Consider the following 26,989-nt stretch of genomic DNA (forward strand, 5'->3'; position numbering starts at 1 on the left):
CAATCCCTTGAATTGTCCTAGAACCATTCAACATTAAGGACTTGCAGATTTAGACGTTACATATATAAAGAGGGCCTGATAAGGGGAAAAGGGTCATTTTTATTAGTCTTTTTTTATTTTTTTCTTAACTTCATATTATCTGCATTAACTTCATATTAAATACTTGTGCAATTTTATAGCATAACTATGATGTACACAAATTATAACTTGAAAAAATATAGGTATATTTCTTATAATATGATATACTTATAATGTTTACTGAATATTTTCAGTATTAGTAACGGGAGGTTCCGGGATTTTATCCAAAGGAATAAGGAGGCTTTATTTTATGAAAAAACTAGATATTTTCAAAACAATACAACTGATCATCTATGTCTTTTTGACAGGGTTCTGCATATACAAGATTATGATGGATCCTGAGGTATATCAATATATAGCCACTAACCCGTCCATCCGGCTTATCTGCGGCCTGTTATGGGCTGTACTCGGTTTGTCTTTCTTATTTCTGTTTCTTGACTTTAACTTTTTCTCATCCTTTAAGAGGGATTACCGGGATCTGGACTTTGCCGTACATTCAGACCCTCTTTCCGGTATACCAAACCGTTTCAGCTGTGACGCGTTGATTGAGAAATATCTTGACCAGCCGCTGCCTTCAGATATTGGCTGCATCATGTTCGACCTTACAAATGTGGGTGATATTAACCGCCTGTATGGACACGCTGAAGGAAATGCTCTGATAAAAGATTTCTCTAATATCCTCAAGATGGCTTCTGTTGACCTTTGTTTTATTGGCCGTAATGGAGGAAATAAATTTATGGCTTTGTTTGAGAATGGAAGCAATGAGAAACTTGATAATTTCCTGGAGCGTGTTTATACAAAGGTCGATTCACACAATTCGGGATCGGGAACACATCCTATTACATACAAATACGGCCGCGCTTTCAATGAAGGAAGCGGAGCCAATACGATTACAGATCTGATCGCACTTGCAAATAAGCGGATATACAACGCTTAAATTTTAATGTTTTGTGACTAAAAATAGGAAGTAGGTGAATAGATGGCAGAATTAGATTATGATTATATATCGACCCTGGTCAGCCGCGCCCGTACCGGTGACAGCGATGCCTTTGCCGAATTATATGCTGCCACCTATCAAAAAGAATACAGGTTCGCATATAATTATCTGAAGGATGAATATCTTGCGCAGGACGCCCTCCAGGAGACTTATATCCTTGCACTGAAGAATCTCTATACGCTTCGGGATTCCAAGCTTTTTATTTCCTGGCTCAATCAGATTAATTTTCGTGTCTGCTTTAATATGCACCGCAAGCAGAACCGTTTTGACCAGGAACTGTCCGTCTATGCCAAGGAAGACATGAAGGGAAATAAGCGCCATATGAAGCATCATCCGAATCCGGAAGAACAGGTCATCAGGGTAGATGAACAAGAGTATATCATGAAAAAGATTCTGGATCTGTCGTTTACCGAATCACAGGCTATTATCATGAAATATTATCAGAATATGAAGCTGGAAGACATCGCCGATGTGATGGAAGTCAGCAGAAGTACTGTAAAGAGGTATCTTAACAGCGGACGTACAAAGCTGGCACAGACACTGGAACGCTAAGGAGGTGAGTTTTACCGTGTTAACTGACAAGTTTAAAAAGCCAAAAGGCCCTGTGCTGGATGAATCCTTAGCCAGCCAGATGCTTGAAAATATATTTGACGCATGCGAGGTAGAACCCAATACTGTTCCTCTTTCCGTGCTGACATCGTACAGCAATTACCGCAGGGAGCGCTTTCTTCTGCAGAAAGTCCTCCTCGTAATTATCCTGCTGTTTTTCTGCCTGACGCCTCTTATGTTTATCGCACCGGATATAGACCTGAACCTCAAGGATCAGGGGATTAACGGCAAACCCGCATACGAACTGGTAGTCGATACATTTATACCGGTCAGCAGGATCACCGCCAATATAGGCGGCAGCAATGTTCCGGTATATGAAGTGGCCGACAAGACCTATTCCATTGAACCCACACTGAATGGAACCATGACTGTTACCGTTACCCTAAAAAACCGCCAGTTCGCTTCCATTACCTGTGAGGTGAACGGTGTGGATACCACCTCGCCGATGGTTCTTTCTGACAAGCAGGTGGGAGACCAGATCTATCTGTATCTCTCCGATCCCGACTCCGGCGTTGACTATGATAATATATCTGCTTTGGATATAGACGGAAAAGAGGTAGAACCCGTCTCCTTTGATGAGGAGAGGAACTACATTATATTTGATTATCCCGAAAAATCACTTAATATTTATGTGCCGGACAAGGCCGGCAATACGCTTCACCTGATTCTGACAATCAGGGAATAATACAGAAACCCTGAGAGGAGGCCTGATGTAATGAGAAAGAGTTCACGGTTATTAAGTGCAGTTCTGTTCATTATGATTGCGGTCTCCTCTTTTTCCGGCTGTTCGAAGGGAAACGGCGACATTTCAAGCGCCTCCGCTTCGACTGGTAAAAAAAGGCAGAGCGCGCTCCAGATTCTTAATCCGCAGGCATCGGGTTCAGTCGTTTATGGAAATGAAATTATTTCTATTGATGCATCCAATACAGGCGAAGGCTACGTTATGGTACAATACGGCGGCAGCGCCTCTAAGGTCAAACTGCAGATCACGATACCTGACGGAACTGTTTACACTTACACACTGGGCGGAGGTTCCTATGAAACATTTCCTCTTACAGGGGGAAACGGCTCCTATCACCTGGATATCCTGGAAAATGTCCGGGACGACCTCTATGCTCTCGCATTTTCCCAGGATATAGAGGTCAATATCAGTGATGAGTTTAAGCCTTTCCTCTATCCCAACCAATACGTATGGTTTACAGAGGATTCCCAGGCCGTTAAGCTGGGACGGGAGATTTCTGATAAGTCCTCCGATGATCTCAGTTATGTTCAGAATGTGTATCATTACGTCATTGAGAATATTGTATATGATGATAAGAAAGCGGAAAACATTCCGACCGACTACCTGCCCAACCTGGATCAGACCTTAAAAGATAAGACGGGCATATGTTTCGATTATGCCTCGCTGATGGCCGCCATGCTCCGCTCCCAGTCGGTTCCGACCAGGCTGGAAGTCGGATATTCGGGGGAAGCATACCACGCATGGGTAAGCGTTTACCTGAAGGAAAAAGGCTGGGTTGATAAGATCATTCAGTTTGACGGCAAAAGCTGGTCCCTTATGGATCCGACTCTTGCCGCAAATAACAGCAGGAAGGCAGTCGGCAAGTACATCGGTGACGGAAGCCATTACACAGTAAAGTATTCTTATTAGTAATTTTATTCGTGGCTGTTCATGGTTTTTGTACGGACTGTGCAGTAAATGCACAGTCCTGTACTGAACAGTTACTTTTATGCTAATAATCATGTTTATTCCTATTCAGAAAATAACGGAGGGCACACTATGGAGAAGCAAGTACAGGGAAAACCATTTACAAATATGGAGGTTTCTTCCTTCTGCGGGCAGATTGCCCTGATATTAAAGTCGGGCATCTCCTCTCTGGAAGGTATTACAATCATGCTGGAGGACGCTGCCTCTGCAGATGAAAAAGATATCCTGCAGGCGATTCTGGATCACATGCAGGAAACCGGAAGTATGTATCAGGCGCTTGAGAATACGGGGCTTTTCCCGTCTTATATGCTGCATATGATACAGATCGGCGAGGAGACAGGCACCCTTGACGAGGTCATGTCTGCACTGAGCGAGCATTACGACCGGGAGGACTCCATTGCCAAAAGTATTAAAAATGCGGTAACCTATCCGCTTATCATGGCCGGTATGATGGTGGTGGTCATTATTGTACTTCTTGTGAAGGTTATGCCCATCTTCAATCAGGTATTTATCCAGCTGGGCACCGAGATGACCGGATTTTCCCGGACGCTCATGGGGATTGGCAATGCTATCAACCGTTATTCTATCGTATTTGTTGTCATTCTGGTCGTCATTGCGGCCCTGATTCTATTCGGTACCAGAACGGCCGGCGGAAAACAGATGTCCCGTAATATTGGTTATAAATTTAGGTTTACCCGTGTTATTTATGAAGAGATTGCTGCCTGCAGGTTTGCCAGCGGTATGGCACTCACGCTTAGCAGCGGACTGAATCCGGAGCGCAGCATGGAACTGGTCAGCGCCTTGAATGACGACGTGCATTTTCAGAAAAAAATTGATGCCTGCCAAAGCCTCATCGATGAGGGGCAGGATCTGGCCGAAGCTCTGCACGGCACAGGCATTTTAACCGGAATGTATGCCAGAATGGCTTCTATCGGCGCTAAAACCGGTTCTATGGACCAGGTAATGGACAATATTGCAGGGCTTTATCAGGATGATATTGATACCCGTATGAATAACAGCCTGGCCGTACTGGAGCCTACACTTGTCATCGCGCTCTCTCTGATCGTCGGCGTAATTTTACTTTCTGTCATGCTTCCTCTAATGGGAATCATGTCCAGTATTTAAACGGAGGTTCTTATGGCACGTTTTGAATATCAGAAAAAACAGCATACATATCGGAAGTTTATCATTTCAGTCTGTGTTTTTCTGCTGATTGTGCTTCTTTTCTATCAGGGCATTGAATCGCTGTCCTCCGGTTCTGTGCGCCGCCAGAAAGAAAGCCTGGAAAACGCGCTGAACCGCAGTATCACTTACTGCTATGCCGTGGAGGGCAGTTATCCGGAAAGCCTGGAATATCTGAAGGAACATTATGGTATTACTTATGATGAAGATAGATTTTTTGTTGATTATAAAATCGTCGGCGCCAACATCCTGCCCGATGTGACAATCATTGAGAAAGGAGACTGACTATGCGTTTTCGAACCCGGAAGAACCACATGATTGATTTTTTATTTCCAGTGGCGCTGTTCTTTGTGTTTGCAGTGTCCGCACTGACAGTCATCCTTCTTGCCACCAATATATACCGCTCTGCCACCGAACATTCGTCTCTGAATTATACGGCCGGCACATCACTGTCCTATATCAGCGAAAAGATCCATCAGAGTGATGAGAACGGGAGTGTTTCACTGGGGACATTTGACGGGCTGGATGCGCTTATCCTGGAGCAGGAATACGACGGGGCATCCTATTTTACTTATATTTACACCGATGAACATGAGTTAAAAGAGCTGTTTGTAAAAGAAGGCGTACAGGCTGATGCCTCCCGGGGCAGGCAGATCCTGCAGGTAAAGTCCTTTGAGATGGAGGCCGTAAGTGATCATACCTTCCGCTTCACCTGTACAGATGATGCGGGGCAGAATGCCACCTCTGTCGTAACGGCAAGAAGCACCGAAGCACAGTAATATACAGTAAAGGAGAGCACTATGACACGCAGAAACCGGGCCAAATCTTCCAGTCTGTTCCTCTTGGAACTGATTCTTGCAATCTTGTTTTTCTCAATTGCAAGTGCCGTTTGCGTACAATTTTTTGTAAAATCACATCTGCTGAGCCAGGAATCGCGTGAACTCCAGGTTTCCGCCAATGAAGTATCCAGCATTGCGGAACTTATGAATGCCTCTTCGGATCAGCAGTCAGCAATCGATTTGATTTGTTCGGAATATCCGGATTCAGAAGTCATCGGTATGGAGAAGGTGACAATTTTTTATGATAAGAGCTTTTCCCGTACCGGACAGAATGATGCTGCCTACACTCTGGATATAGCCCTTTCCCAGGAAGATTTTATGCTTCACGCCGAAATAAACATGAAGAGACAAACCGACGGGAAGGTCATCTATTCACTGGATAACTCCCATCATCTGCAAAGGAGGGATAAATCATGAATGGAAATAAAAAACATTCCCCCGTTGTAAATATCGGTTCCTCCTTGCTGCTGGTTATTTTTCTGGTACTGTGCCTGGTAACATTTGCGACACTGTCTCTTTCCAGCGCCCGCAGCGACTACGGCTTCAGCAGCAGGCTGGCGGAACGCAAAACCGACTATTACAGGGCTTCGAGCCAGGCCGAAACCATACTGGATCAGATTGATACCGTTCTTGCGGAGGCTTACAAAGATGCCCCCGGAACTTATTATTCAACAGTAGAAAAAAAGCTCTCTGCACTGACGCCGGTTGTGGATACCGATGATGTTGTGCTGGAGGTGAACATTTCTGCTAAAAAACCTTCCGTGTCTTACCAGGTGCCTGTTAATGACAAACAATTTTTATCTGTGGTTCTGGAACTGCTGCCTGCCGACGAAGAAGACGGCTTCTACCGGGTTACACAGTGGAAAGTCGTTTCCCAGGCGGAATGGAATGGTGATAATACGTTAAAACTCATTAAATAGTGGAATTGAAGTAACCGTCGGCTCCGCCTGAACTGTTACGAATTAAAGGAGAATAGATCTATGGACGCAAAAACAATACTGGAACAGGCTGTGGCCAATGGTGCATCTGATATTTTTATCGTAGCCGGGCTGCCCGTCTCCTGCCGGAAGAACGGTGTCATCAATCGTATATATGAAGACAGGCTGCTCCCCCCGGATACGGAAAGTTTGCTGGTGGAGATATACCGCCTGGCAGACAACCGGGATATCAGCCAACTCCACAAGCACGGGGATGATGACTTTTCCTTTGCCATCCAGGGCGTTTCCCGCTTCCGTGTCAGCGCTTATAAACAGAGAGGTGCGCTCTCCGCGGTCATCCGCGTCATCACATTCACCCTGCCGGATCCTAAAGAGCTTGGGCTTCCGGATTATATCATCCAGCTCGGCAGCAGCGGCAAAGGCATGGTTCTTGTCACCGGCCCCGCCGGGAGCGGCAAGTCTACCACGCTCGCCTGCATCATTGATCAGATCAACAAGACAAGGGATGAGCACATCATCACCCTGGAGGATCCGCTGGAATTCCTGCACCGCCACAACCGCAGCATTGTCAGCCAGCGCGAAATTAACGTGGATACAGACAATTACGTCACCGCCCTGCGCGCTGCGCTCCGCCAAAGCCCCGATGTGATCCTGCTTGGGGAAATGCGCGACTACGAGACGATCAACGTTGCCATGACCGCCGCAGAGACAGGGCATCTGCTCTTCTCTACTCTGCACACCATCGGCGCCGCGAATACCATCGACCGTATTATCGATGTATTTCCGTCGAATCAACAGAGGCAGATCGCTGTGCAGCTTTCCATGGTGCTCAATGCCGTCGTGTCTCAGCAGCTGGTTCCTACGGTGGATGGAAAAGTAGTGCCGGCATTCGAGATAATGACCGTTACACCGGCGATCCGGAACATGATCCGGGATAATAAGGTGCATCAGATCGATGGAATTATTTATAGTTCTGTTAAGGAAGATATGGTTTCAATGGATACAAGTCTGCTGAAGCTTTATAAAGATGGATTAATATCCCGGGATACTGCACTGACTTATGCTTCGAATCCGGAGATGCTGGGGAAAAAATTAACCCCATAGGCCACCCCGTAACTCATGACCTGCGCGCGGATCCTCAGCCAGCTGCGGAAGAATGTATAAAAGGGGTCTGACCCCTTTGCGAAATATTGTAATATAGACAAATAAGACACGCTTTCCTGCGAAAAGCGCGTCTTATTTGTATTTTACGGATATATCCGTTCTTATTTAGCCCCATCCGCCTGCGGGCTAATTTTTTTGTTTTCTGAAGCCAGTTTTTGTTTGACACTGGCCGACCCAAAGTGTGTCACTCCCAGCAGCACGAATATCTCATGCGCCAATATCGGGAATGCAGACAGGATAATCAGGGATACCCATTCTCCGAGAGACAGAGCCGCTGTCCCGAACATAGCTGTAAGATAGGGGATCTCGGTTACTGCGGCCTGCAGGACGAACCCCGCTCCAAAGGAAGCAAGCATCACCACATTAAAGTCCCGTTTTCTGGAAAAAACGGAAGTATGTATGTCTTTCATTCCCAGTGCATGGAACAGTTCAGACATTCCCAGTACGGTAAAGGCATAGGTTTGTGCTCTGGCCAGCAGATCCGCGTCGGCAAATATAACCGAGATGTTGGCCAGGGTAAATGCTTTTTGCTGGGAGGCAAGTATATCCCAGGGAACTTTCAGGAATGCGGTCAGGCTTATGGCCGCAATCAGGCAGCCGTAGAAAATGGTACAGGCGGTTCCCCCATTTGAAAATAAGCCTTCATTTGCCTTTCTGGGAGGCATCTTCATCAGGGCTTCCTTATCGTTTTTATCGACCCCCAGCGCCAGCGCCGGCAGGGAGTCTGTGATCAGATTGACCCATAGGATATGGCTGGCTTTGAGGGGGGATGCAAGCCCGAGGATGACGGCAGTGAACATCGTGATGATTTCTCCAAAGTTTGAAGACAATAAAAACAGTACCGTTTTCTTGATGTTTTCATAGATACTGCGGCCTTCTTCTATGGCTTTTTCAATTGTAGCGAAATTATCATCTGTCAGAATCATATCTGCCGCATTTTTGGCTACGTCCGTCCCGGTAACCCCCATTGCGATCCCGATATCCGCCATGCGGAGTGAAGGAGCGTCATTCACGCCGTCTCCGGTCATGGCTGCAATGTTTCCGGTTTCCTTCAGCGCCTTCACAATCCGAACCTTATGCTCCGGTGAAACTCTTGCAAATACGCTGGTTCTTTTTAATTTCTCCTTCAGCTGGACATCGGATGTCTTTTCCAGCTCCTCTCCTGTCATACATTCATCCAGCTTCTTTGCGATCCCAAGCTCTCTTGCAATTGCAAATGCGGTATCAATGTGATCACCGGTGATCATAACGGTACGCACAGATGCATTTTTAAACCGCTCCACCGCGGCCTTTGCCTCCGGCCTAACGGGATCGATCATCCCGGCAAGTCCGACAAAGGTCATATCCTGTTCTTTTACTTCCTTTTCGCCCTTCCTTACTGCAACTGCCAACACACGCAGCGCCTGGGCTGAGAAGTCGTCTACAGCTTGCCGTATCTGTCTTCGGTGGGCATCTGTCAGGGACTGTACTTTTCCATTGATCAGGATCTTACTGCACCTTCCCAATATAACCTCGGGGGCGCCTTTTGTGTAGGCCTTAAGCCCCTGTGTGCTTTGATGTACCGTGGTCATCATCTTGCGCTGGGAATCGAAAGCCTTCTCGTTTACCCGCGGCATTCTTCCCTCCAGCGCTTCTTTCTGGGAACGTCCCGAAGACTGCGCGTCGCCTCTGGAACGGTATCCCTGAGCGAAACGAAGCAGGGCAAGCTCGGTTGGATCTCCCAGTTCTTCCCGTTCCGTTATAACCGCGTCATTGCAGAGCGTCATTCCTTCCACGAACTCCTCCGGCATATTGGGCGCCGGTTGGCTGCTTTTGTAAACGTTTTGGTTTACAAAATATCTCGTAACTGTCATTTTATTTTGAGTCAGTGTACCGGTTTTATCCGAGCAGACTACATTAACAGCACCAAGAGTCTCAACGGAGGGGAGTTTTCTTACAATTGTGTTCACCCGGACCATCTTCGAAACACTCAGCGCCAAAACGATGGTTACAATAGCCGGCAGGCCCTCCGGTACAGCAGCTACAGCCAATGAAATAGCCGTAATCAGCATTTCCAGTATGTTGCGTTTCTGGAAGACCGCAATAGCAAACAGGGCGGCACACAGAAGAACCGATACGATACTGAGCATCTTTCCCAGTCCGGCCAGTTTCTTCTGAAGCGGCGTGAATTCTTTCGGTACATCGCTGATGATTGCCGCGATTTTCCCAATCTCCGTATCCATGCCTGCTCCAATTACAACGCCTTCCCCTCTACCGCTGGTCACCAGGGTGGACATAAACGCCTCATTTTTCCTGTCCCCTACAGGCAGCGGTTTGTCCGCCTGAAAAGCCGAATCTTTATTCACGGGCAGCGATTCTCCTGTCAATGCCGACTCTTCCACCTTCAGATTCCAGGTCCTAACAAGCCGCAGGTCCGCGGCCACCTGGACGCCTGCTTCCAAAAGAACAAGATCCCCTTTTACCAGTTCGGAAGCCGGAATTTCACGTATTATACCGTCTCTTCTTACCACCGCCTTGGGGCTTGTCAGCTTTTTAAGCGATTCCAGGGCTTTCTGGGCCTTCCCTTCCTGAATCACGCCTACCGTTGCATTTACTACAATCACAATAGCGATAATAATTGCATCGCTTACTTCCTTCAGCAGAAAGGAAACAAGAGCAGCCACAAGGAGCACACAGATAAGCGGGTCATTCAACTGCTCCAGAAAAGACTCCACGGCCGTTTTTTTTCTTCCTTCTTTTAAAACATTTGGCCCGTCTTCCCCAAGCCGCCTCGCTGCCTCCGCCTCCGACAGGCCCTTTCCCCTGTCCGTATGCAGCAATTCTGATATCTCATGTAGTGACTTTTCCTCAAACAAAATACCCTCTCCTTTCACGCTTGTACAATACATTAGTACTGTATATTATGCTTGAAAGAAGAGGATTAGTCCTTTTTCTAAAATATGGTTATTAGGAATTTTTAGACTGGATTTTCCTCGCTGGCGGATAGTGCTTAATATATAATTTCCTTTTATTTAGTAAAAAACGTGATTAGCATTATTGGGAAGATATATTGTATTTGCATAAAAAACCAGCTATAATACAAGCAAAAGAAAGTATTCGAAAGCACCCGCAATCTACCACCTATTCTATTGGAGCTAATAAAACAATAGTCAGTAAGATTGAAAAAACTTTTTAGGAGTAAATTACTTTAAGGGAGGATTCAACATGGCGAATCAAATTGATAAAGCGATTGATATTCTAATCACGCAGTACCCCAAGCTTCAATTTACCCAAAAGAATGTGAAGAACATTAATGAACAGATTTTTAAAATGCCGGTTCCTGTACTTCCGCATAAACGTGGTGACATCATTTTAAGTGCCCATGGGGAACTTCATAAGGGTGAGCCTTACCACCGCCATGATTATTTTCTAATCAACTACTCCTACCGCGGTGACTACACCCAATGTATAGAATCAGAAAATATGATTCTCCATCAGGGAGAAGTCCTGCTTTTTCAGCCCTATGTGGCACATTCCCTGCTTCCTCATGCAACGGCCGGGGACAGCATCCTGTCCGTCCGCATCCGGAAGGAACTGATCTTCCATTCTCTTCTTCCGCTGATGCCCAAACACGAGGCTTTACTGCATTTCTTTCTGTCACCATTAAGCGGATCTCCTGCAGATACCCATAAATACCTGATTCTATCGGGTGATGATGTACTCAATGCCTCCATGCACTCGGTTTTTGAGATTCTGATTCTGGAATATGTAAATATGCTTCCCGGATATGATACTCTGCTGGACAGCGCCCTCTCCATGCTTTTTTCTCTGTTTTCCCGCTGCTACTGCGCAGACAATTTCAAGAATCCCAGCAGCCAGTCCGAAATACTAATTGACAACATTCTGAAGTATTTGAGCCGGAACTGTGCTACCGCCACCTTAAAAGATGTAGCAGAGAAATTCAACTATCATCCTAATTATTTATCGACGATTCTTCAGAAGGAAACCGGCAAAACTTTCTCCGAGTTAATCCGTGAATTCCGTCTGAAACGCGCCTGTACACTCCTGCAATATTCCCTGCTTCCGATTGAAGAAATTGCTGTGTTAGTCGGCTATCCTCATAGCAGTAACTTTTATAAAACCTTCAAAAAAGAATATCATATTTCTCCACATCAATACCGGATACAGTCAAAACCTGGAAACGGATAATAAATAGTTAAGCGGGCAGGTTTCTTAATTTTATATAACCTGCCCATTTTACCCGCTGCCTTAATGCCGTTTTTGGCCGCATACATTATCACCGGAAGGTTTAATTTCTATTTTTCCGCTGTGTCATTGCATCAATGAATACTGCAATCAATACCACCATTCCCGTCACGACCGTCTCCAGATACGAGGATACACTGAGCAGTGTAATGGATACTGAGATAACGCCCATCAAAAGGCCGCCCACGATCGTCCCCGTCATGCCGCCCTTTCCTCCGGTCATAGAAGTGCCGCCCAATACAGCTGCGGTCACGGAAGGCATGACCCACTCGGAACCAATGCTGACTTGAAAGGAAGCCAGGCGAAGCGTCATAAGAACCCCGGCAAATGCGGCGAGCAGACCGCTGAGCGCATAGGTCAGAAGCTCCACTTTTTTTACTTTTACCCCCACAATGGCCGCAGCACTGCGGTTCCCGCCAACTGCAAATATATGTCTGCCGAATACCGTATATTTAAGCACTGTAGTCAGCAAAAGCCAGGCAATCAGCATATAAACCAATACATACGGAATTCCGCCGAAAAGCATGCCGCTTCCGATGACAGATGCTGATTCCCGGATACCGATAATAGGTGAGCCCAGTGTAATGATGTAAACAATTCCCTTGAATATCTCCCCTGTAGCAAGTGTAACGATGAAGGGCGTAATTCGGCAGTAAGCCACAAAAAAGCCATTGATCAGCCCGCATATAAAACCAATCAGGCAGGCAATCAGCATTGCCAAAATGGCTGGTATACCGGTTCTGGTCAGCAGCATTGCCGTCACCATACTGGACAATCCGCCCACACTTGCGACCGAAAGGTCAATCCCCCCCCCGTCAATAGGATAATAGTCTGTGCGAACCCGACAAGTATGCTGATAGATGTCGATCTTAAAAATGTTCCCATGTTGTACACTGTGTAAAAGTTTCCAGTCAAAATATGTACAATAATTGTAATCAGCACGGTGATGATAAATACTGCTGCAGCCGTTGATTTCAGAGAGGCCGGCAGCTTCCGTGCAGTTGTATTTATTTTTTCCCATCCATAGATATCTCCTTTACCTTCCTGTATAATATAGACCGGTTATGAATCCTGGAAAGCCACTTTTAAAATGTCGTCTTCCCGTACCAACTCTACCTGCTCAATCTCTCCCTGCACTTTTCCTGCATGCATGACAATGATACGGTCTGCCAGTGCCATGACCTCTTCCATCTCGGAGGAGATCACTACGACCGTCACTCCCTGATCCGCCAGTTCCGTTATCAGATCGTGGATTTCGTCCTTGGCGTTTACATCAATTCCCCTTGTAGGCTCATCAAAAATCATCATCCTGATTCCTTTCGCAAGCCATCTTGCCACGATCACCTTCTGTTGGTTCCCGCCGCTTAAGTTCCGAATTAAGGTACCCAGAGATGGTGTCTTAACCCTTATCCTGTCTACATACTCATCTGCTGTCTGATGTACTTTCTTATATTGGATCAATCCGGATCTGACATACTGCCTGTAGGCCGGAAGCATCATATTTTCAGAAATGTCCAGGATCGGAAATATTCCCATCAGCCTGCGTTCCTCGGGTACATAGCCTATTCCAAGCCGTATTGCGTCCCTTGGGCCGTCTATGTTTACCCTTTTACCTTCAAAATAAATCTCTGCTTGGGGATCCGGCTTCGTCAGTCCGTAAACGGACTGGAAGAGCTCCGTCCGTCCGGCTCCGATGAGCCCTGCAAAGCACAATATCTCTCCTTTACGCACCTGGAATGACACATCTTCATACTCCGGCTTTCTGCTCATATGTTTCACCTCGAAGAAAACCTCATCGAATACCTGCCGCTTAACCTTTTTCCTGCGTGTTACCTGCCGGTTTGCCATGAAAGAAATAATCTGGTCCTTTGTAATCTCTGTCTTTTCACATACATGAACCAGCTGTCCGTCCCGCAGAATTGTCATTCTGTCAGCCTCTGCCATCACCTCATTCAGATGATGGGTAATGAAAATCATCGCCGTGCCTTTTTCTTTCAGTCTTCCCATCGCCGCAAACAGCAGCTTCGCTTCCTCCTGTGTCAGCGCAGCAGTCGGTTCGTCCAGAATCAGTACCTTAGGATTATAGGCCAAAGATCTGGCAATCAGAACGAGCTGCTGATAGGATGCGCTGAGTTTTTTCACCTGCATCCCGACATCCATAGAGACTCCAAGCCCTTCAAGCACCTCTGTTGCCTTTTTCTGTACCTCACTCCAGCGGATCATCCCTCCGGCCGATCGCTGTTCATTTCCAAGGAAAATATTTTCCGCAACCGACGCCTCCGGCACTAAATTCAGTTCCTGTGGAATCATAGCAATTCCCAGCTTCAGCGCCTCTGCCGGCGATTTAATCTGCAGCTCTTTGCCTTCATACAATATTCTGCCTTCATCCATAGCATAGACTCCCAGCAGAATATTCATCAGCGTACTTTTCCCGGCGCCGTTTTCTCCCAGTAGCGCATGTATTTCCCCCTTTTTTATCCGAAGATCCACCCCGTCCAGTGCCCTTGTCCCCGGAAAGTTCTTTACGATCCCCTGCATATCAACAATATACGCCGCTTCCATGAAACATCCCCACCTGCCTTTCTTTATAGCAATCAAATCGGAATGCCGTTTCTGACATTCCGATTCAGCTGTTACGTACGTTAGTCGTAAAACGTTCTATGATTCTCCATATAATTTCTGAATCCATTCATCCGCATCATCCTGGAAGATAATCGTTGAGCCCGTGTCATAGACCTCCGGATATGTATCCGCGCCCGGTTCCAATCCATCCGCCATCATAACAGCGGTTTTGACCATCCAGTACCCCATATCTATACAGTTTTGAATAACAGAGCAGTAAATGACGCCCTCTTTCAGCGCTTCCAGCGTACGCCTGTCATGATCATATGCCCCTATCAGAATTTCCCCTGTCTTTCCTGCATCCTTGACTGCTACTGCTGCTCCGACCGGATTAGACATGTTGTTGCACAGAATCGCCTTCAGATCCGGATATTTCTGGATAAAGGTTTCCGTAATCTGTGTGGCTTTCTCTACAAAGTCTTCATCTCTCTGGGAATCGACGACTTCTATGTTAGGGTGTTTTGCCAGTTCGCTGTCAAAACCATCCAGGCGGAGTTCATGGTTTGCAGCTCCGATTGTTCCGCTCAGGATAGCAATCTGGCCTTCGTCGTCAATTGCCTTACATATCTCTGCTGTAAGTGCCTCAGCATCCCCCACATTATCATTCGTTCCTATAAACGCCGTCCTTTTACAGCCGGCTTCCGGTGCCTCATCCGCCGATGCGTACAGAAGAACCGGTATTCCAGCATCCTCAGATTCATTAATTGCAGACACCGCAAGTTCCGGATCGGAAAGATCGACTGCAATCACATCCGGATTTTTAGCGATTCCTGCCTCAATCCGGTTCACCTGGTCTTCTCCGGACGGTTCTGTCGGCGCATTCCAATCCAGCTTGATCTCAATCCCCTGTTCGGCGTATTCTTCCACCGCTTTATCCACCCCGATCTTAATGGTGTCATACCATGCATGAACCAGCTTATAGGTACAATAAATGTAATAGCTGTCTTTCTCAGGCTCATAGGATGCAATCGGCTCGTCACTGCGGTCGAGAGCCAAATTTGTCGTTGTTACATCAGTCTGCAGATTTTTATTGGAACCGGATTCAGTGCTGCTGCTTTTTTCCTTTCCGGCATCGACGCTGTTTTGTTCCCTGTCAGATGCACTCCCGCATGCCGCAAGTCCGAACACCAACGTTACACATAAAAATAAACTCATTATCTTCTTTTTCATATCGGCTTTCTCCTTCCGCCATCAGCTATTCGTATCGTATACCCTGCCAAGGAATTCATAAACTTCATCCCTTGTAAGTTCCATCGGCAGAAATGCATAGCAGTTGTCCTTTCTCACATCATCCACAATGCTCTGGAACTCTTCTCTGGTAATTCCATAATCTGAAATCTTCTTAATCTTTACATCTCCCAGACTGTTATAGAAACTCCGGATAAAGTCAGCTATTTTCTGCCCTTTTTCCTCAACCGTATCGTTTTCATCGAACGTGAATCCCAATGCATCGGCAATTTTCTGCAGCTGGTCCATGCGGCCCTTCGCAGCATATGCCATGACCTCCGGAACAGACCAGGCACAGGCTATTCCATGCGTCACGTGAAATCTTGCCCCGATACACTGTGCCATCGCATGTCCCAGATGGCTGCATGTGTTCGTGTTCGCCGTTCCCGCAAAGTTACTGGCAATCGCCATGTTTTCCCGCGCTTCCAGATTGTCAGGCTCTTTTACCGCAATAGGGAGCCATTTGTAAATCCGTTTGATTGCGTCAATGCCAAGAGCGTCAGTCAGCGGATTTAATACATTGCAGGTCATGCCTTCTACAATATGCGAAAATGCATCGATCCCTGTGTAAGCCGTGATATCAGCCGGCAGCCCGTACGCCAGCTCGGGATCCAGGATTGTCAGGCTGCCCACCTCACAGACAACTCTCTTTCGTCCCGTCTCCGTACAGCTGATTACACCATATAAAGTATTCTCCGCACCGGTTCCTGCTGTAGTTGGAATAAGGATAAGCGGAAACGCCTTATTGTAATCCCAGGACTCATAGTACTGTGACAGAGGCAGGGGATTATGGGTCAGAATATTCATCGCCTTGCTGGCATCCATCACACTTCCACCGCCCAGCCCGATGATACCGTCCACTTCATTTGCCACCGCAAATTCGGCCCCCGCCACACAAGTTGTATCCAGTGGATCCGGCTGTACTTCATCGAAGATGACTGTCTCAATCCCCGCTGCCTTCAGATACCCTGCAATCAGCTCTGCAATCCCGGCTTTTGCAACACCCTTGTCTGTCACAATCATGGCCTTTCTCATCCCCAGTTTCCCGGCTTCTGCTCCAACATCCTTCGCCGCTCCCTGGCCTGCCAAAACCGGACTTGTCATGAAATACTTTACCTTTTGCATAATGTTTTCCTCCTTTTCTTTGCTGAATAACTATAGGTCTGTTAGTGATAGCCTAATTATATCAGTGCAGTTTTATATGAATAAGGCGAAATTCTAAGATGTCATCTGTTAAATTATTGGATCATATCGGTAAGGAGGGACAACAACGGGGGCAGACCTCTTGATCTGCCCCCCGTCTCTATATCTTTCATATATAAAAAACAACTAATCCTTGCTTATTATTACAGCCCCAGGCAGCACCACCCGGGCTAAAGGAAAAAGCAGGGCCCCTTCACCCCCAGCTCGCGGAATTCTTCATTCCGTTCCTGATATCTCTTCACCATCTCCGAATCCGGCTCAAATACTTTTTCGACCTGTACCATCTTTTTGATTGCCTCATCATAATCCGCATAAGCCCCAATCCCGACTGCTGCATTAATAGCAGCTCCCAGGGCGGATGCCTGCAGGTTGGAGACCCGCTCCATAGCAATATTCATGACGTTCGCTTTCAGCTGCACCCAGTTGTCCGCTTTGGCCCCGCCTGCGCTGATGCGCATGGCCTCAAATCGTCTTCCTGTGAGGTTTTCAAACTGTATCAGCATATCCTTCATCGGAAAGGTAACGCTTTCAATCAGGCCCGTAAAGACATCGGAAAGTTCGTCCGTCAGTGACAAACCTGAGAAGACTCCGCTCCCTTCCATCGGATCCTGTTGCAGGCGCACATGACAGGAACCGTCATACACGGCTTTTTTACTGAGCTCATTTAAGCCCTCCCTGGAAAATGTCCTGATAAACCAATCAAGCACCGGCCCAACTGCACCCGCAGCCTGGTAATAATAGCTGCCCCGGACGGGACCGCACCCCGGCGTCAGTTTCGACGCATTTTCCGATACATCCACAAAGTGGTTATAATATAGGTTCATTAAATTCCATGTCCCCGAATTATTTCCATTCAGAGTCCCATCGTTCTTCGGATGGATCCCCAGGCCCAGAGCGGAGCTGCAGGCGTCATGCGCCCCAATCACAACCGGCACCTTATGCGGAAGTTTTACCCGCCCATAATGATCCAGCTCCTCTATTGTTTCTGCTGAAGGACCCGCCACACCCAGCTGTTCCGGCGCTATTTCCAGGAACCGGGTGATCTCTGTTGACCATTCATACCGCCTCAAGTCATACAGCATTTTTCTGGAGGCGAGGGTGTAATCGTTCATTGGGTGAGCACCCATTTTCCTTAGAATATATTCCTGGAGCGAATAAAAACTTGCCGTCTTTCCGAAGATCTCCGGCCGGTTGTTCCGAAGCCACAGTATCTTTGAGGCCGCGGCAGAGGGCGCTATGTTTCCTCCTGCGATCTGACTGTAATCCGGGACGCCTTCTTTAATCTGCATACTTTCCCTATTGGCTCTGATATCATTGGATCCAATGATCGGATATAAATAATTCCCATCCCTGTCAACAGGCACGATCGTTTCCCCAAAGCACGACAATACAATGGCACAGATCTCCACCTCTTGAAAATCACATCTGGCGATCACTTCCTCCGCCGCCCTCTGGGACACCTCCCACAACTGCTCCGGGTTCGTCTCCATCCAGTTATTTGCCTGAACATCCCACTTGTATCTGAACTCAGAATCCAGCAGAAGCTTTCCGTTCTCTATACAGGTAAGTGTAGAATTGATTTTTGAAAGTCCAAAATCGACTCCCATTATTGCAGATTTTTTCATCCTTACTCCGCCTTTCACTATACGATGCCTTTATCCAGCATGATATTCGCATACACCGCAGTTTCTCCTGTCTGTATTATAGCATATGCGTCTGCGCATGCTTCATAAAAAGTGTCCCTCTTCAGTACCCCGACAGCATCTGTTCCGCGGCTGTCGTATTTCCCTACGATATCTTTGTAAGTATCCCAGATGGGCGTCTCCACATTCTGATCCGCCGGAACCGCCATCAGGTTAACCGGAGTCCGGACATATTCATCCAACGGATATAATTCCAGAACCGCCTCCAACAGCTCCGGCGCCCGGATTCCATCCGCCCTAAGTACAATGACACCCTGTTTTGCATAACGCTCCGCCGGGAAATTGGCGTCACCAAGCACCAGTCTGTCCTGGTGCCCCATCTCTGCCAGCAGTTTTAATATTTCCGGGGATAATAATGGTGATATTTTTTTTAACATAACCTGCACTTCCTTTCCGAAACTCCGTTTCTAAACACTCCTTGCTCAGCTCTTTATTCAACCTGCATAAGGCGGGATAATATCAATCTCACGCATGGTATCAAACAAATCCACCACCATTGGGGCCTCAAAGCATCCGATCCGATCACACCCTGCCTTAAAGAAAGCAACTGAATTCTGAGGTTTCGGAAAAACAACCCCTGCCTTTACTTTTACATTCGTTCCCTCCACAGCCTTTTTGATTACCAGAATCTGTTCCAGGGAAGGACCTTTAGACTGTCCGGTAGAAGTTTTTGCAAAGGTTGCCCCTGCTTCAACAATAATGTCGCACCCAGCCTTGATTTCGTCATCGGTTAAAAACGCAACTTCCAGTATCGGCTTGGTAACCGCGCCCTCTGCTGCCTTCACGTGTTCTTTTAATTCATTCAGGCAGTAATCATATCTATGTTCCCTGAGCACTCCTATATTGAACACCATGTCAACAGAGGTTGCACCCAATTTTACCGCATTTTGGGTAGCTTGAATTTTAGTTTTTGTATCCGAATATCCAAAAGGAAAATCTATAACAGTCCCAATTTCACAGTCTAAGTCCTTTAGCTCTTCTGCTACGATAGGAACCATTGCAGCTCCAGTCATAAAGCAGGCAAACTTATACTTTTTCATTGTTTCCAGGGCAGAGTAAAGTTCTGCAGTTGTGGCTTCCTTACGCCCTAGAATGTTATAGTCAAATAATTTAGCGAATTCCTCTTTGTTTGCAATTTTTGAAAGATCTACCATTGTCATTTCCTCCTATAATGAATCATTGTTAACTGAGCTTGTAACAATTGTATTCTAACAAAGGAAAATTCGCCGCGTAACGCAAAAAGCACAGATTCCGTATGGCAAAATGTAAGCAATTATTGACACTACTTTAATCCGGCTTCTCCACCGGCACACGTACCACTTCTTCTCCCACAAAAAAGAGCAGCCCGCTCACATTTTCATACTCAGCCATCTCGTAATTATACCCATACGCCCGGTACTCCGTTCTTTCTTCATTGGTAAAATGTCCACTCATATGGAGAAGTACATTTTCACGCACACTCCCATCCTCATATACAAGCCCCATAAGCATTGGCGGGTTCTTGACATGTTCAAATTCCACCTCCACACCTGTGTTGGGATCAATACCCGACAAAGTCTCTTTCTGATACGTCCATTCCATATCCAGAGTATAAGAGATTGAGGATAAACGAAGCGATTTGGCGACTGCTTCACTTCCAGGTATCTTCTGGTTGACCTGGTATACCTTTCCGGTATCCTCATTATCCAGATTCAGTGTAAGCTCCCAGGAGGTATCCAGCAGTACAGGCGGCGCGGTTCTGTTTAATTTTCCTGTGTACGCATCTGTTATTTTGTGAAACGACAGCTTAATAGGTTTGTTTAACAACCCTTTTTCACCGAGATCTTGTACGGTAATTTCATATTCCACTCCATCCGACCAGTCATCGGTCACCTCTTTGAGGAATCTCCCCTCCCAGCCGATCATTTCATTCCCTTCCACCTGCACATCAATGCTCTCAAACCCCATGTGGCTCTCAAGCGGGAACTCTTCGCTTCCCCGGATCATCAGAACAATATGAGCCGCATAGCTGTCTGCTACGGATTGCACTGCCTCTATCCTGATGCCGTCATGTTCCGTATACTGGTTCATTTCCTTCGCAGAGTTCGCATCATTCAGCTTTTTCTCTGTTTCAGGATCAATGTTGTATCTTTTGGAAAAGCTGTCGTTCCAGTGAAAATATTTGGCTGCCCCAACTGTCAATGTACTGACCATAAGCACTGCCGCCGCAATGATAACTGCGATTGTCCTCTTGCTACGCCTGCGTTTCCTCTTATTTGTACGCCTGGGAATCTCCCTGTAAGTTTCTTCTTCCCGGATTTTTTCAAAGGTCTGCTCAGCCTTTTTCCATACGACTTCCGGAATTTCCGCCTCTTCCTGCAGCTTTCGCAGCCACTCCCGTTTTTCGTCCATGCGGTTTCCTCCTTCCTGATTTTTTTACATATACATCCTGCATCTGCTCCTTGCCCCGTTTCAGCCTGGTCCGCACCGTATTTTCATTCATATCCAGGATCTGGGCGATCTCCCCTGTCTGAAACCCTTCCACATAATACAGCACCATAATCAGACGGTATTTTTCATCCAAAAGCCCAATGACTTCTTTCCATTCTAATTCCTCAAAGGACTTATCACAGGCCCCCTGCTCCGCGGTTTTCCCGTTAAAATCAATGACCTTCTGGCTCTTTAAAATATCACAGCATTTTCTCATTAGTATTTTTGTCATCCATGTTTTGAAATATTTATCGTGTTTCAGCAGCGGAAGCTTTTCATAACAGGTCAGAATCGTCTCCTGCACAGCATCCGCCGCATCCTCGTCTGAGGATAGATATGCCCTGGCAACCTTATACATGCTCTGCATGTGTAACCGCATCAGCTCCGTAAATGCTTCCGGATCTTTCTGTTTTGCTTTTCGAACCAGCTCTTCCACTCTTTTCCCTCCCCTCAGCCTCTTTCTACTCATTAGACACTGTAATTGGACTTCCTGTTTCAACTTTTTAAACATTTCACTATTTATTCTTATCCATTCTGCTTTACCTGCGCCCAGTACATTTTTTCATGAATAATACTGCTGATTTTCAAATTCCCCTCCTTAAACGAAAAAGAGGCTTCCAGTATTATGCTGAAAACCTCTTTTATATAACTGTTAATCTTTAAAAAGAACAAACCTTTCGGCAAAGGGGTCAGACCCCTTTGCGCTACTTAATATCCAGTTCCGGTGGTTCATCCAAATGCTCTGAAACGTATTTCCCATCTTTTTTTCTCTGCCTTACGCATTCTGTCAGAAGGTATTCGATTTGTCCGTTCACAGAGCGAAAATCATCTTCCGCCCAAGCGGCAATGGCATTGTACAATTTTTCGGATAACCTCAGGGGAACCTGTTTCTTCTTGGAATCTGCCATACTTAGTAGAGGCTTCCCGTGTTAACGATGGGCTGCGTATCATGATTGCCGCAGAGCACCACCAGCAGATTGGAAACCATGGCCGCTTTTCTTTCTTCATCCAGTTCCACAATCTCTTTCTCGTTCAGACGGTCCAGAGCCATCTCCACCATGCCGACCGCACCGTCCACGATCATCTTCCTTGCATCGATAATTGCGGAAGCCTGCTGCCTCTGGAGCATAACAGCTGCGATCTCCTGTGCGTACGCCAGATAAGTAATACGGGCTTCGATCACCTCCAGCCCTGCATCCGCTACTTTCTGCTGGATCTCATCCCGGATTCTGGAAGCAACCACTTCACTGGAACCACGCAGACTTCCCTCATCCGCAACGCCATCACCAGTAGTATCTACATTCGGCGCCACATCGTATGGATAAATCCGTACAATATTGCGGAGCGCACTGTCGCATTGCAATGACAGATATTCTTTGTAGTTGTCTACATTAAATACTGCCTTTGCGGTATCTGTCACCCGCCACATAACTGCGATCCCAATCTCAACAGGATTGCCAAGGCAGTCATTGATCTTCTGCCGGTTATTATTCAGCGTCATGATCTTCAGGGAAATCTTTTTGCTGGATGCTTCCCCAACGGAAATTTCATTTTTAACAGTGACTGCGAAGGCCTTCTGTGCTCCGCCGTCCACATCGCCGCTCTGGTTCAGCTTTGTCTTGGCTGCCGGGTTCACGCTGGTGCAGAATGGATTCACGAAGTAAAAGCCGTCATCCTTTAAGGTGCCCACATATTTACCAAAAAGCGTCAGTACCAGCGCTTCCTGCGGTTTCAAAACCTTTAGCCCACAGAATGGAAGCCATCCGATGCAAAGCCAGATTATGCTGATAATCAGCAGAACCGGCAAGCCGCCGTCGTTCACGATCACCCCGCCGAATATGCAGCCTGCGATGGCTGCTGCATAGAGCAGTATTGTAATAATTAAAACCAGCATGCCATTCTTTTTTGTACTAAGGATCTTTTCATTCATAATAATCCCTCTCTTTCACTTCCTAAGTAATTGGTAATTCTTGTTTATATCTGAATGATATCATAATGATATCATTTTGTCAATTACCAATATGATAGAAAAAAAACAAAGCGTGCCGGGCAATTCCCTATTATAATAAAGGTTTATCGGTCAGCTAAGCCGACCGGTAAACCTTCTGTGATGTAGTCTTAATATTCATTTAGAATCATGTGCCTGCTCTTGTATTCATCTTTTAAATGTCGTATATGCCATAAAAATCTTCTGGATCATGGGTTTATTGTGACATCTGTTTATTTTAACTGATCTAAAATCCAGTCAACAGCATATGCACATGCTTTCAGCTCTATATCATTTGCACAATGCATACTTCCTTCGTGTTCCCAATACTCTTTCACTTCGCTTGATGACTTATGATAGAGCGCTTTTGCCCCTTCTGTTCCAATAATGGGGTCTTTTTCCGTATGTTGGACAAGTAATGGACACTTGATCTTATAAAGTTTATCCTCTATGTCCATCTGATGGCTTATGGCCGCTGCTTCTTCCGGGTCTGTGACATGAAACTTCGGAAGAAAGCCGTTAAGGTAGAAGTTATCGATTCCCGCAAACGGATGCATGGTGAGCTGATCCGTTTTGGAACATCCCCCGCGTGATACCAGCGCCTTGATATCATCGCCGCAGTAGATAGCGCCGCTGGCCGCTAAATATCCACCATAACTCACTCCCATAAGTCCAATCTTATTACCAAATCTGCCATCCTCCTTGATAAAGTCAACGACTGCCTTAATAGCCCTGTCATAATTATCTGCCGTTAAATACATATTTCTGTTTAATAGGGCCTCTCCCTGGCCCGGGCCGTCAAAGATGATGGATACTGCTCCGCGTTCCCATAGTTTTTTTGGTGCGGTGTAATTTTCCTCCTTAAAACCGGTTGCTCCGGGAACATAAATGATCACCGGCGTCTCTTTATCAATATGATCCGGCAGCACAAGATATCCCGGCATGCTGTTTCCCTCAAACGGCACCTCAACAAATTCAACTTTTTCATAGCAGGTAAGTTCCTTACTTTTATGAAAGCTATCTACTAATTTTCCATATATTCTAAATTTTTCTTCATTCACTCCGCGTATACCATAATCTGCGATTCTGAAAAGAGAACATGCATTAAAATAGTAGTCGCTTGCTGTTTGTTTATGACCAAGTTTCTCGTGTTCTTCGGCATAAGCAATTGCTTTGTCCCCGAGTTCTTCACACACTGCTACAAAATCCTCTGCTGCCATTCCTCCGGCAAGAATTCTCCCCATGTTTTGGGCTGGCGGACGTTTTCTGATTTCCATTTTTCTACCTCCTGTATGTAGTTTTAATTTGTTCTTTACTTTATAGTACACTGTACTATTTTATTTGTCAATCAATATTTAGTACATTGTACTAAATATTGTAGATTTATGATAACAATTCAGGATTGTTTGAACTGTTACACTTTGTGGTTACCGTCCGGCTTTGCCTGAACTCTTATGCATTTACTTTCTCCGGGTCTTTTGATAGAATAGGGATTATGATGAAAAAAGGTGATGTAGAATGCGTATCAATAGAAAAGAGGCCATCTGTGATGCAGCGGCACAGCTATTTAATGAAAAAGGATATGATCAGGTAAGTATGCGGGAAATTGCTAAGCAAGCAGGTACAACGATTGGAAACTTGACATATTATTTCCCTAAAAAAGAAGATATTGTGATACAGATCGTTTCAGAACTTCATGAAGATTTCCAGATATATCTCAATGCAGAGCTCTCCGGGGTGGATTTGTTAAAAGATTTGATCTCGTCATTTAGAAAAGTAGAAGAGAATGAACAGCATTTTCCGTTCTATTTTAAAAATCTCAATGATCTTGTAAAAAGCTCGGATTATTTTAAGAGTAAGGGATTTAACTTCCAGATAAAGCTTTATAATTACTATAATTCCTGTTTTATTACGCTTCAAAATGCCGGCATTATCGATAAAAAATTTTCTGCTGAAGAGCTAAATATCCTTTCACTATCTTTTACAGCACAAACAGCCGGCTGGCTTATGGAATGCATGCCGTTTTATAACGAAGGGCTTACACCGGTACCTATTTCGAAAAATCTTTCCGTACTTTTGAAACCATATATTGTTAAGGATTATATGGACTTATATCAGGAATTTTTAGATGAGATATTAAGTATATCTTAAACTTTTATAGAATGTGAGGTTCTCCGCCACATCAAACACACACTAAAGCACCTTCCGCTGAAATTATACTAATGATAAACATAATTTCAGCGGGGGTGCTTTTGTGCATTTAAATTGCTGCGAACCAAATGTAGGCATCAGCTCCCAAGAAGCATACCGCTCCTTGCAAAAAACAACAACAAATAACAACAAATCTTCTAAATCACACCAGAATGAGATTTTTATAGTATTCTAGGAGAGTAAAACTATGTCCGGCAGTCCTGTGAATATTTGATTTAGGGGAGAAAATCGGGGAGAACAGATTCCCGGGACCTGTTAGGAAGAATACTAGGAGGAAGGACAATGGAATTGAAAAAGAAAAAAGGAATAGGGAAACGACTGTTCAGCCTGCTCGCCGCTGTCATAATGGGAATTTCTCTACTTGGCGGAATGGGTGCAGCGGAGGTAAATGCTGCAGATAAGACGGATGAGGAGCTGCTTACTGAAGCATTCTGGATCGTGGATGGTTGTATCAGCAGTATCCCTGATCCGGTTACTAATTCGACAAATGAGGAAACTTTTTTAAATGCATGCCGTGGGCAGGTGTCAGATAAGGTCACACTTACCTTTACAGATTTCCGAAAAACTAATGCTACTACAGAACGTGAAGGAAAGATTCGGGCAACGTTACTTATATGCGTAGGTAACCAATCGCAAAAATACCCCTTTGAAAGAACGATCCGGATTATGACTCAAGATGAACAGAATTTTGAAAATGCACTTTCAAAGTTAGACGACATTAAGGCGCAAGTTGCCATGGAAATGTCTAACGAAATGATGCCGGAAGACATATTAGGCGCTCTCAGCCGTTATATTAATGGTGTGGAATTCAGTCTGATTGACTGTGACAAAAAAGAGTCCACACTCACGGAGGAAGGCACATTTGATATAAACTTTCGAATGACAGCAGGGGAAGACAACAGTCAGAATTTTGCCTGGCACTTTACCATCCCCAAAAGGCCTATGACCGATGCAGAGCTCCTGGAGATTGCAATAGCTGATGCAACAAGGGCCCTAAAAGCTATAGAACCTTCGAATAACGCCTATGCTCCAGGGATTCTCCAATTAGTAAAAAATGCGATTGGTTCTGCTGCCGATGCAGATTGGGCCACAGAAATGAAAATCCAGCAAGCTACTACAACAAAAGAAGGCGCTGTCACAGGCGAGATACGGTTATCCGTAGGAAGTGAAAGCACGATACTTTCCGTAAATTTGATAATCCCTAAACTTGACGAGCCCCAGAATAATCCGAACGCAGACCAGGAATATATTGAAAAAGCAAAGCAGGCAGCATATGACGCTTTAGATGCATTTGTACCATCGAACGATACAACGAAAGATGATATTTATAATGTCGTAAAAAATGCAATAGGTAACGATATTAATATCGAGTGGTATGCTGACTTCAAAATGATCAAAGCCCAGAAAAACCAGGATGGCCTGATTGAAGAAGGATCATTAAGTTTAACAAAAGGTGATGGGTTGGGTTATGTATCTATTAACTTAACAATACCGGCTCTGAAAGATGAGACGGGTAATAAACCAAATGACAAACCAAATGACAAGCCAAATAACAAACCAAATAATAAACCGGATAATAATAAACCAAGTCAGAACGATGATAAGGGGAAAACGGATAACACAACAAAACCTCAGACTACTGAAAAGCCTAAAACTACTGCAAAAGCCGTCAGCCCAAAAACAGGCGACAGCAGTATGATGGTGTTCTACATAATTGCATTGTTCGCAGCATGCGGGATTGCTGTTGTTTCTGTGAAGCGCAGACACAGATAATTTGATATTGATATCATTCATATTACACTGCTTG

Annotated in this window: 26 protein-coding genes; 13 read left to right on the forward strand and 13 right to left on the reverse strand. The window is 45.6% G+C overall.

All coding sequences use genetic code 11. From position 1 onward, the window contains the following. Positions 1 to 328: 328 nt before the first annotated feature. The 10 genes from GKG43_RS00345 (at position 329) to GKG43_RS00390 (ending at position 7,455) form a co-directional block, all read left to right on the forward strand. Positions 329 to 1,015 (forward strand): diguanylate cyclase, encoded by a 687-nt coding sequence (locus GKG43_RS00345; protein ID WP_050639311.1) that lies wholly within the window; start codon positions 329 to 331, stop codon positions 1,013 to 1,015. 42 nt (positions 1,016 to 1,057) lie between these two features. Then, complete coding sequence (locus GKG43_RS00350; protein ID WP_050639310.1) at positions 1,058 to 1,627, forward strand: RNA polymerase sigma factor; 570 nt, start codon at positions 1,058 to 1,060, stop codon at positions 1,625 to 1,627. 16 nt (positions 1,628 to 1,643) lie between these two features. Beyond that, positions 1,644 to 2,369: a hypothetical protein gene (locus GKG43_RS00355; protein WP_129878294.1), complete on the forward strand. Its 726-nt coding sequence runs from the start codon at positions 1,644 to 1,646 to the stop codon at positions 2,367 to 2,369. 30 nt (positions 2,370 to 2,399) lie between these two features. Next, complete coding sequence (locus tag GKG43_RS00360; RefSeq protein ID WP_050639308.1) at positions 2,400 to 3,335, forward strand: transglutaminase-like domain-containing protein; 936 nt, start codon at positions 2,400 to 2,402, stop codon at positions 3,333 to 3,335. Positions 3,336 to 3,464: 129 nt separating this feature from the next. Further along, positions 3,465 to 4,517, forward strand: a complete 1,053-nt coding sequence (locus tag GKG43_RS00365) for a type II secretion system F family protein (RefSeq protein ID WP_050639307.1) — start codon at positions 3,465 to 3,467, stop codon at positions 4,515 to 4,517. Positions 4,518 to 4,529: 12 nt separating this feature from the next. After that, positions 4,530 to 4,859 (forward strand): hypothetical protein, encoded by a 330-nt coding sequence (locus tag GKG43_RS00370; RefSeq protein WP_050639306.1) that lies wholly within the window; start codon positions 4,530 to 4,532, stop codon positions 4,857 to 4,859. 2 nt (positions 4,860 to 4,861) lie between these two features. Next, the gene (locus tag GKG43_RS00375; protein ID WP_055151005.1) at positions 4,862 to 5,353 is read left to right on the forward strand and encodes a DUF4860 domain-containing protein; all 492 of its coding nucleotides are present in this window, start codon (positions 4,862 to 4,864) and stop codon (positions 5,351 to 5,353) included. A gap of 21 nt (positions 5,354 to 5,374) precedes the next feature. Then, positions 5,375 to 5,830, forward strand: a complete 456-nt coding sequence (locus tag GKG43_RS23175; RefSeq protein ID WP_050639304.1) for a hypothetical protein — start codon at positions 5,375 to 5,377, stop codon at positions 5,828 to 5,830. Continuing rightward, positions 5,827 to 6,333: a hypothetical protein gene (locus GKG43_RS00385; RefSeq protein WP_055151008.1), complete on the forward strand. Its 507-nt coding sequence runs from the start codon at positions 5,827 to 5,829 to the stop codon at positions 6,331 to 6,333. Before GKG43_RS23175 ends, GKG43_RS00385 begins: the two co-directional genes overlap by 4 nt. A 60-nt stretch (positions 6,334 to 6,393) precedes the next feature. Next, positions 6,394 to 7,455, forward strand: coding sequence for a PilT/PilU family type 4a pilus ATPase (locus GKG43_RS00390; protein ID WP_050639302.1), 1,062 nt, complete (start codon positions 6,394 to 6,396; stop codon positions 7,453 to 7,455). Positions 7,456 to 7,616: 161 nt separating this feature from the next. Here the strand turns inward: GKG43_RS00390 and GKG43_RS00395 are convergent, their stop codons facing one another. Then, positions 7,617 to 10,370 (reverse strand): cation-translocating P-type ATPase, encoded by a 2,754-nt coding sequence (locus GKG43_RS00395; RefSeq protein ID WP_083487006.1) that lies wholly within the window; start codon positions 10,368 to 10,370, stop codon positions 7,617 to 7,619. A 349-nt stretch (positions 10,371 to 10,719) separates the two neighbouring features. Between GKG43_RS00395 and GKG43_RS00400 the strand changes: the two genes are divergently transcribed. Then, positions 10,720 to 11,703: a helix-turn-helix domain-containing protein gene (locus tag GKG43_RS00400; protein ID WP_055151014.1), complete on the forward strand. Its 984-nt coding sequence runs from the start codon at positions 10,720 to 10,722 to the stop codon at positions 11,701 to 11,703. A 100-nt stretch (positions 11,704 to 11,803) separates the two neighbouring features. Here GKG43_RS00400 and GKG43_RS00405 read toward each other — a convergent pair whose 3' ends face one another. From GKG43_RS00405 to GKG43_RS00460, 12 genes are all read right to left on the reverse strand, one after another. Continuing rightward, entirely contained in the window at positions 11,804 to 12,781 is a 978-nt protein-coding gene (locus GKG43_RS00405) for an ABC transporter permease (RefSeq protein ID WP_243125792.1), read from the reverse strand. A 41-nt stretch (positions 12,782 to 12,822) separates the two neighbouring features. Beyond that, positions 12,823 to 14,322: a sugar ABC transporter ATP-binding protein gene (locus GKG43_RS00410; protein ID WP_055151020.1), complete on the reverse strand. Its 1,500-nt coding sequence runs from the start codon at positions 14,320 to 14,322 to the stop codon at positions 12,823 to 12,825. Between the two features lie 96 nt (positions 14,323 to 14,418). Beyond that, the gene (locus tag GKG43_RS00415; protein ID WP_129878295.1) at positions 14,419 to 15,552 is read right to left on the reverse strand and encodes a substrate-binding domain-containing protein; all 1,134 of its coding nucleotides are present in this window, start codon (positions 15,550 to 15,552) and stop codon (positions 14,419 to 14,421) included. Positions 15,553 to 15,573: 21 nt separating this feature from the next. Next, positions 15,574 to 16,734 (reverse strand): iron-containing alcohol dehydrogenase, encoded by a 1,161-nt coding sequence (locus GKG43_RS00420; RefSeq protein ID WP_055151027.1) that lies wholly within the window; start codon positions 16,732 to 16,734, stop codon positions 15,574 to 15,576. 248 nt (positions 16,735 to 16,982) lie between these two features. After that, positions 16,983 to 18,437 (reverse strand): FGGY family carbohydrate kinase, encoded by a 1,455-nt coding sequence (locus GKG43_RS00425; RefSeq protein WP_129878296.1) that lies wholly within the window; start codon positions 18,435 to 18,437, stop codon positions 16,983 to 16,985. Positions 18,438 to 18,454: 17 nt separating this feature from the next. Continuing rightward, complete coding sequence (locus GKG43_RS00430) at positions 18,455 to 18,892, reverse strand: RbsD/FucU family protein (protein WP_055151033.1); 438 nt, start codon at positions 18,890 to 18,892, stop codon at positions 18,455 to 18,457. 57 nt (positions 18,893 to 18,949) lie between these two features. Further along, positions 18,950 to 19,669, reverse strand: coding sequence for a deoxyribose-phosphate aldolase (deoC, locus tag GKG43_RS00435; protein ID WP_173020058.1), 720 nt, complete (start codon positions 19,667 to 19,669; stop codon positions 18,950 to 18,952). Between the two features lie 133 nt (positions 19,670 to 19,802). After that, positions 19,803 to 20,906: a DUF4179 domain-containing protein gene (locus GKG43_RS00440; protein ID WP_055151040.1), complete on the reverse strand. Its 1,104-nt coding sequence runs from the start codon at positions 20,904 to 20,906 to the stop codon at positions 19,803 to 19,805. Then, positions 20,830 to 21,420, reverse strand: a complete 591-nt coding sequence (locus GKG43_RS00445; protein WP_070102313.1) for a sigma-70 family RNA polymerase sigma factor — start codon at positions 21,418 to 21,420, stop codon at positions 20,830 to 20,832. The genes GKG43_RS00440 and GKG43_RS00445 overlap by 77 nt, the downstream gene beginning before the upstream one ends. A 268-nt stretch (positions 21,421 to 21,688) precedes the next feature. Continuing rightward, a complete protein-coding gene (locus GKG43_RS00450; RefSeq protein ID WP_050639295.1) occupies positions 21,689 to 21,892 on the reverse strand; it encodes a PTS ascorbate transporter subunit IIC in 204 nt (67 codons plus the stop codon). A 2-nt stretch (positions 21,893 to 21,894) separates the two neighbouring features. Beyond that, on the reverse strand, positions 21,895 to 22,914 hold the full coding sequence (locus GKG43_RS00455; protein ID WP_055151043.1) for an SPFH domain-containing protein: 1,020 nt from the start codon (positions 22,912 to 22,914) through the stop codon (positions 21,895 to 21,897). 290 nt (positions 22,915 to 23,204) lie between these two features. Beyond that, a complete protein-coding gene (locus GKG43_RS00460; protein WP_129878298.1) occupies positions 23,205 to 24,248 on the reverse strand; it encodes a prolyl oligopeptidase family serine peptidase in 1,044 nt (347 codons plus the stop codon). Positions 24,249 to 24,489: 241 nt separating this feature from the next. Between GKG43_RS00460 and GKG43_RS00465 the strand changes: the two genes are divergently transcribed. Both GKG43_RS00465 and GKG43_RS00470 read left to right on the forward strand, forming a co-directional pair. Then, positions 24,490 to 25,122, forward strand: a complete 633-nt coding sequence (locus GKG43_RS00465) for a TetR/AcrR family transcriptional regulator (RefSeq protein ID WP_050639292.1) — start codon at positions 24,490 to 24,492, stop codon at positions 25,120 to 25,122. A 342-nt stretch (positions 25,123 to 25,464) separates the two neighbouring features. After that, positions 25,465 to 26,955, forward strand: a complete 1,491-nt coding sequence (locus tag GKG43_RS00470; RefSeq protein WP_055151050.1) for an LPXTG cell wall anchor domain-containing protein — start codon at positions 25,465 to 25,467, stop codon at positions 26,953 to 26,955. Positions 26,956 to 26,989: the final 34 nt, after the last annotated feature.

The sequence above is a fragment of the Eubacterium sp. BIOML-A2 genome, assembly GCF_009680135.1.
In the GTDB taxonomy this organism is placed as follows: Bacteria; Bacillota; Clostridia; order Lachnospirales; family Lachnospiraceae; genus Faecalicatena; species Faecalicatena contortus_B.

Coding starts and splice junctions, on each gene's coding strand:
- GKG43_RS00345 (WP_050639311.1), top strand. CDS start 329: ATGAAAAAACTAGATATTTTCAAAACAATACAACTGATCATCTATGTC.
- GKG43_RS00350 (WP_050639310.1), top strand. CDS start 1,058: ATGGCAGAATTAGATTATGATTATATATCGACCCTGGTCAGCCGCGCC.
- GKG43_RS00360 (WP_050639308.1), top strand. CDS start 2,400: ATGAGAAAGAGTTCACGGTTATTAAGTGCAGTTCTGTTCATTATGATT.
- GKG43_RS00365 (WP_050639307.1), top strand. CDS start 3,465: ATGGAGAAGCAAGTACAGGGAAAACCATTTACAAATATGGAGGTTTCT.
- GKG43_RS00370 (WP_050639306.1), top strand. CDS start 4,530: ATGGCACGTTTTGAATATCAGAAAAAACAGCATACATATCGGAAGTTT.
- GKG43_RS00375 (WP_055151005.1), top strand. CDS start 4,862: ATGCGTTTTCGAACCCGGAAGAACCACATGATTGATTTTTTATTTCCA.
- GKG43_RS23175 (WP_050639304.1), top strand. CDS start 5,375: ATGACACGCAGAAACCGGGCCAAATCTTCCAGTCTGTTCCTCTTGGAA.
- GKG43_RS00385 (WP_055151008.1), top strand. CDS start 5,827: ATGAATGGAAATAAAAAACATTCCCCCGTTGTAAATATCGGTTCCTCC.
- GKG43_RS00390 (WP_050639302.1), top strand. CDS start 6,394: ATGGACGCAAAAACAATACTGGAACAGGCTGTGGCCAATGGTGCATCT.
- GKG43_RS00400 (WP_055151014.1), top strand. CDS start 10,720: ATGGCGAATCAAATTGATAAAGCGATTGATATTCTAATCACGCAGTAC.
- GKG43_RS00405 (WP_243125792.1), bottom strand. CDS start 12,781: ATGGGAAAAAATAAATACAACTGCACGGAAGCTGCCGGCCTCTCTGAA.
- GKG43_RS00410 (WP_055151020.1), bottom strand. CDS start 14,322: ATGGAAGCGGCGTATATTGTTGATATGCAGGGGATCGTAAAGAACTTT.
- GKG43_RS00415 (WP_129878295.1), bottom strand. CDS start 15,552: ATGAAAAAGAAGATAATGAGTTTATTTTTATGTGTAACGTTGGTGTTC.
- GKG43_RS00420 (WP_055151027.1), bottom strand. CDS start 16,734: ATGCAAAAGGTAAAGTATTTCATGACAAGTCCGGTTTTGGCAGGCCAG.
- GKG43_RS00425 (WP_129878296.1), bottom strand. CDS start 18,437: ATGAAAAAATCTGCAATAATGGGAGTCGATTTTGGACTTTCAAAAATC.
- GKG43_RS00430 (WP_055151033.1), bottom strand. CDS start 18,892: ATGTTAAAAAAAATATCACCATTATTATCCCCGGAAATATTAAAACTG.
- deoC (WP_173020058.1), bottom strand. CDS start 19,669: ATGGTAGATCTTTCAAAAATTGCAAACAAAGAGGAATTCGCTAAATTA.
- GKG43_RS00440 (WP_055151040.1), bottom strand. CDS start 20,906: ATGGACGAAAAACGGGAGTGGCTGCGAAAGCTGCAGGAAGAGGCGGAA.
- GKG43_RS00450 (WP_050639295.1), bottom strand. CDS start 21,892: ATGGCAGATTCCAAGAAGAAACAGGTTCCCCTGAGGTTATCCGAAAAA.
- GKG43_RS00455 (WP_055151043.1), bottom strand. CDS start 22,914: ATGAATGAAAAGATCCTTAGTACAAAAAAGAATGGCATGCTGGTTTTA.
- GKG43_RS00460 (WP_129878298.1), bottom strand. CDS start 24,248: ATGGAAATCAGAAAACGTCCGCCAGCCCAAAACATGGGGAGAATTCTT.
- GKG43_RS00465 (WP_050639292.1), top strand. CDS start 24,490: ATGCGTATCAATAGAAAAGAGGCCATCTGTGATGCAGCGGCACAGCTA.
- GKG43_RS00470 (WP_055151050.1), top strand. CDS start 25,465: ATGGAATTGAAAAAGAAAAAAGGAATAGGGAAACGACTGTTCAGCCTG.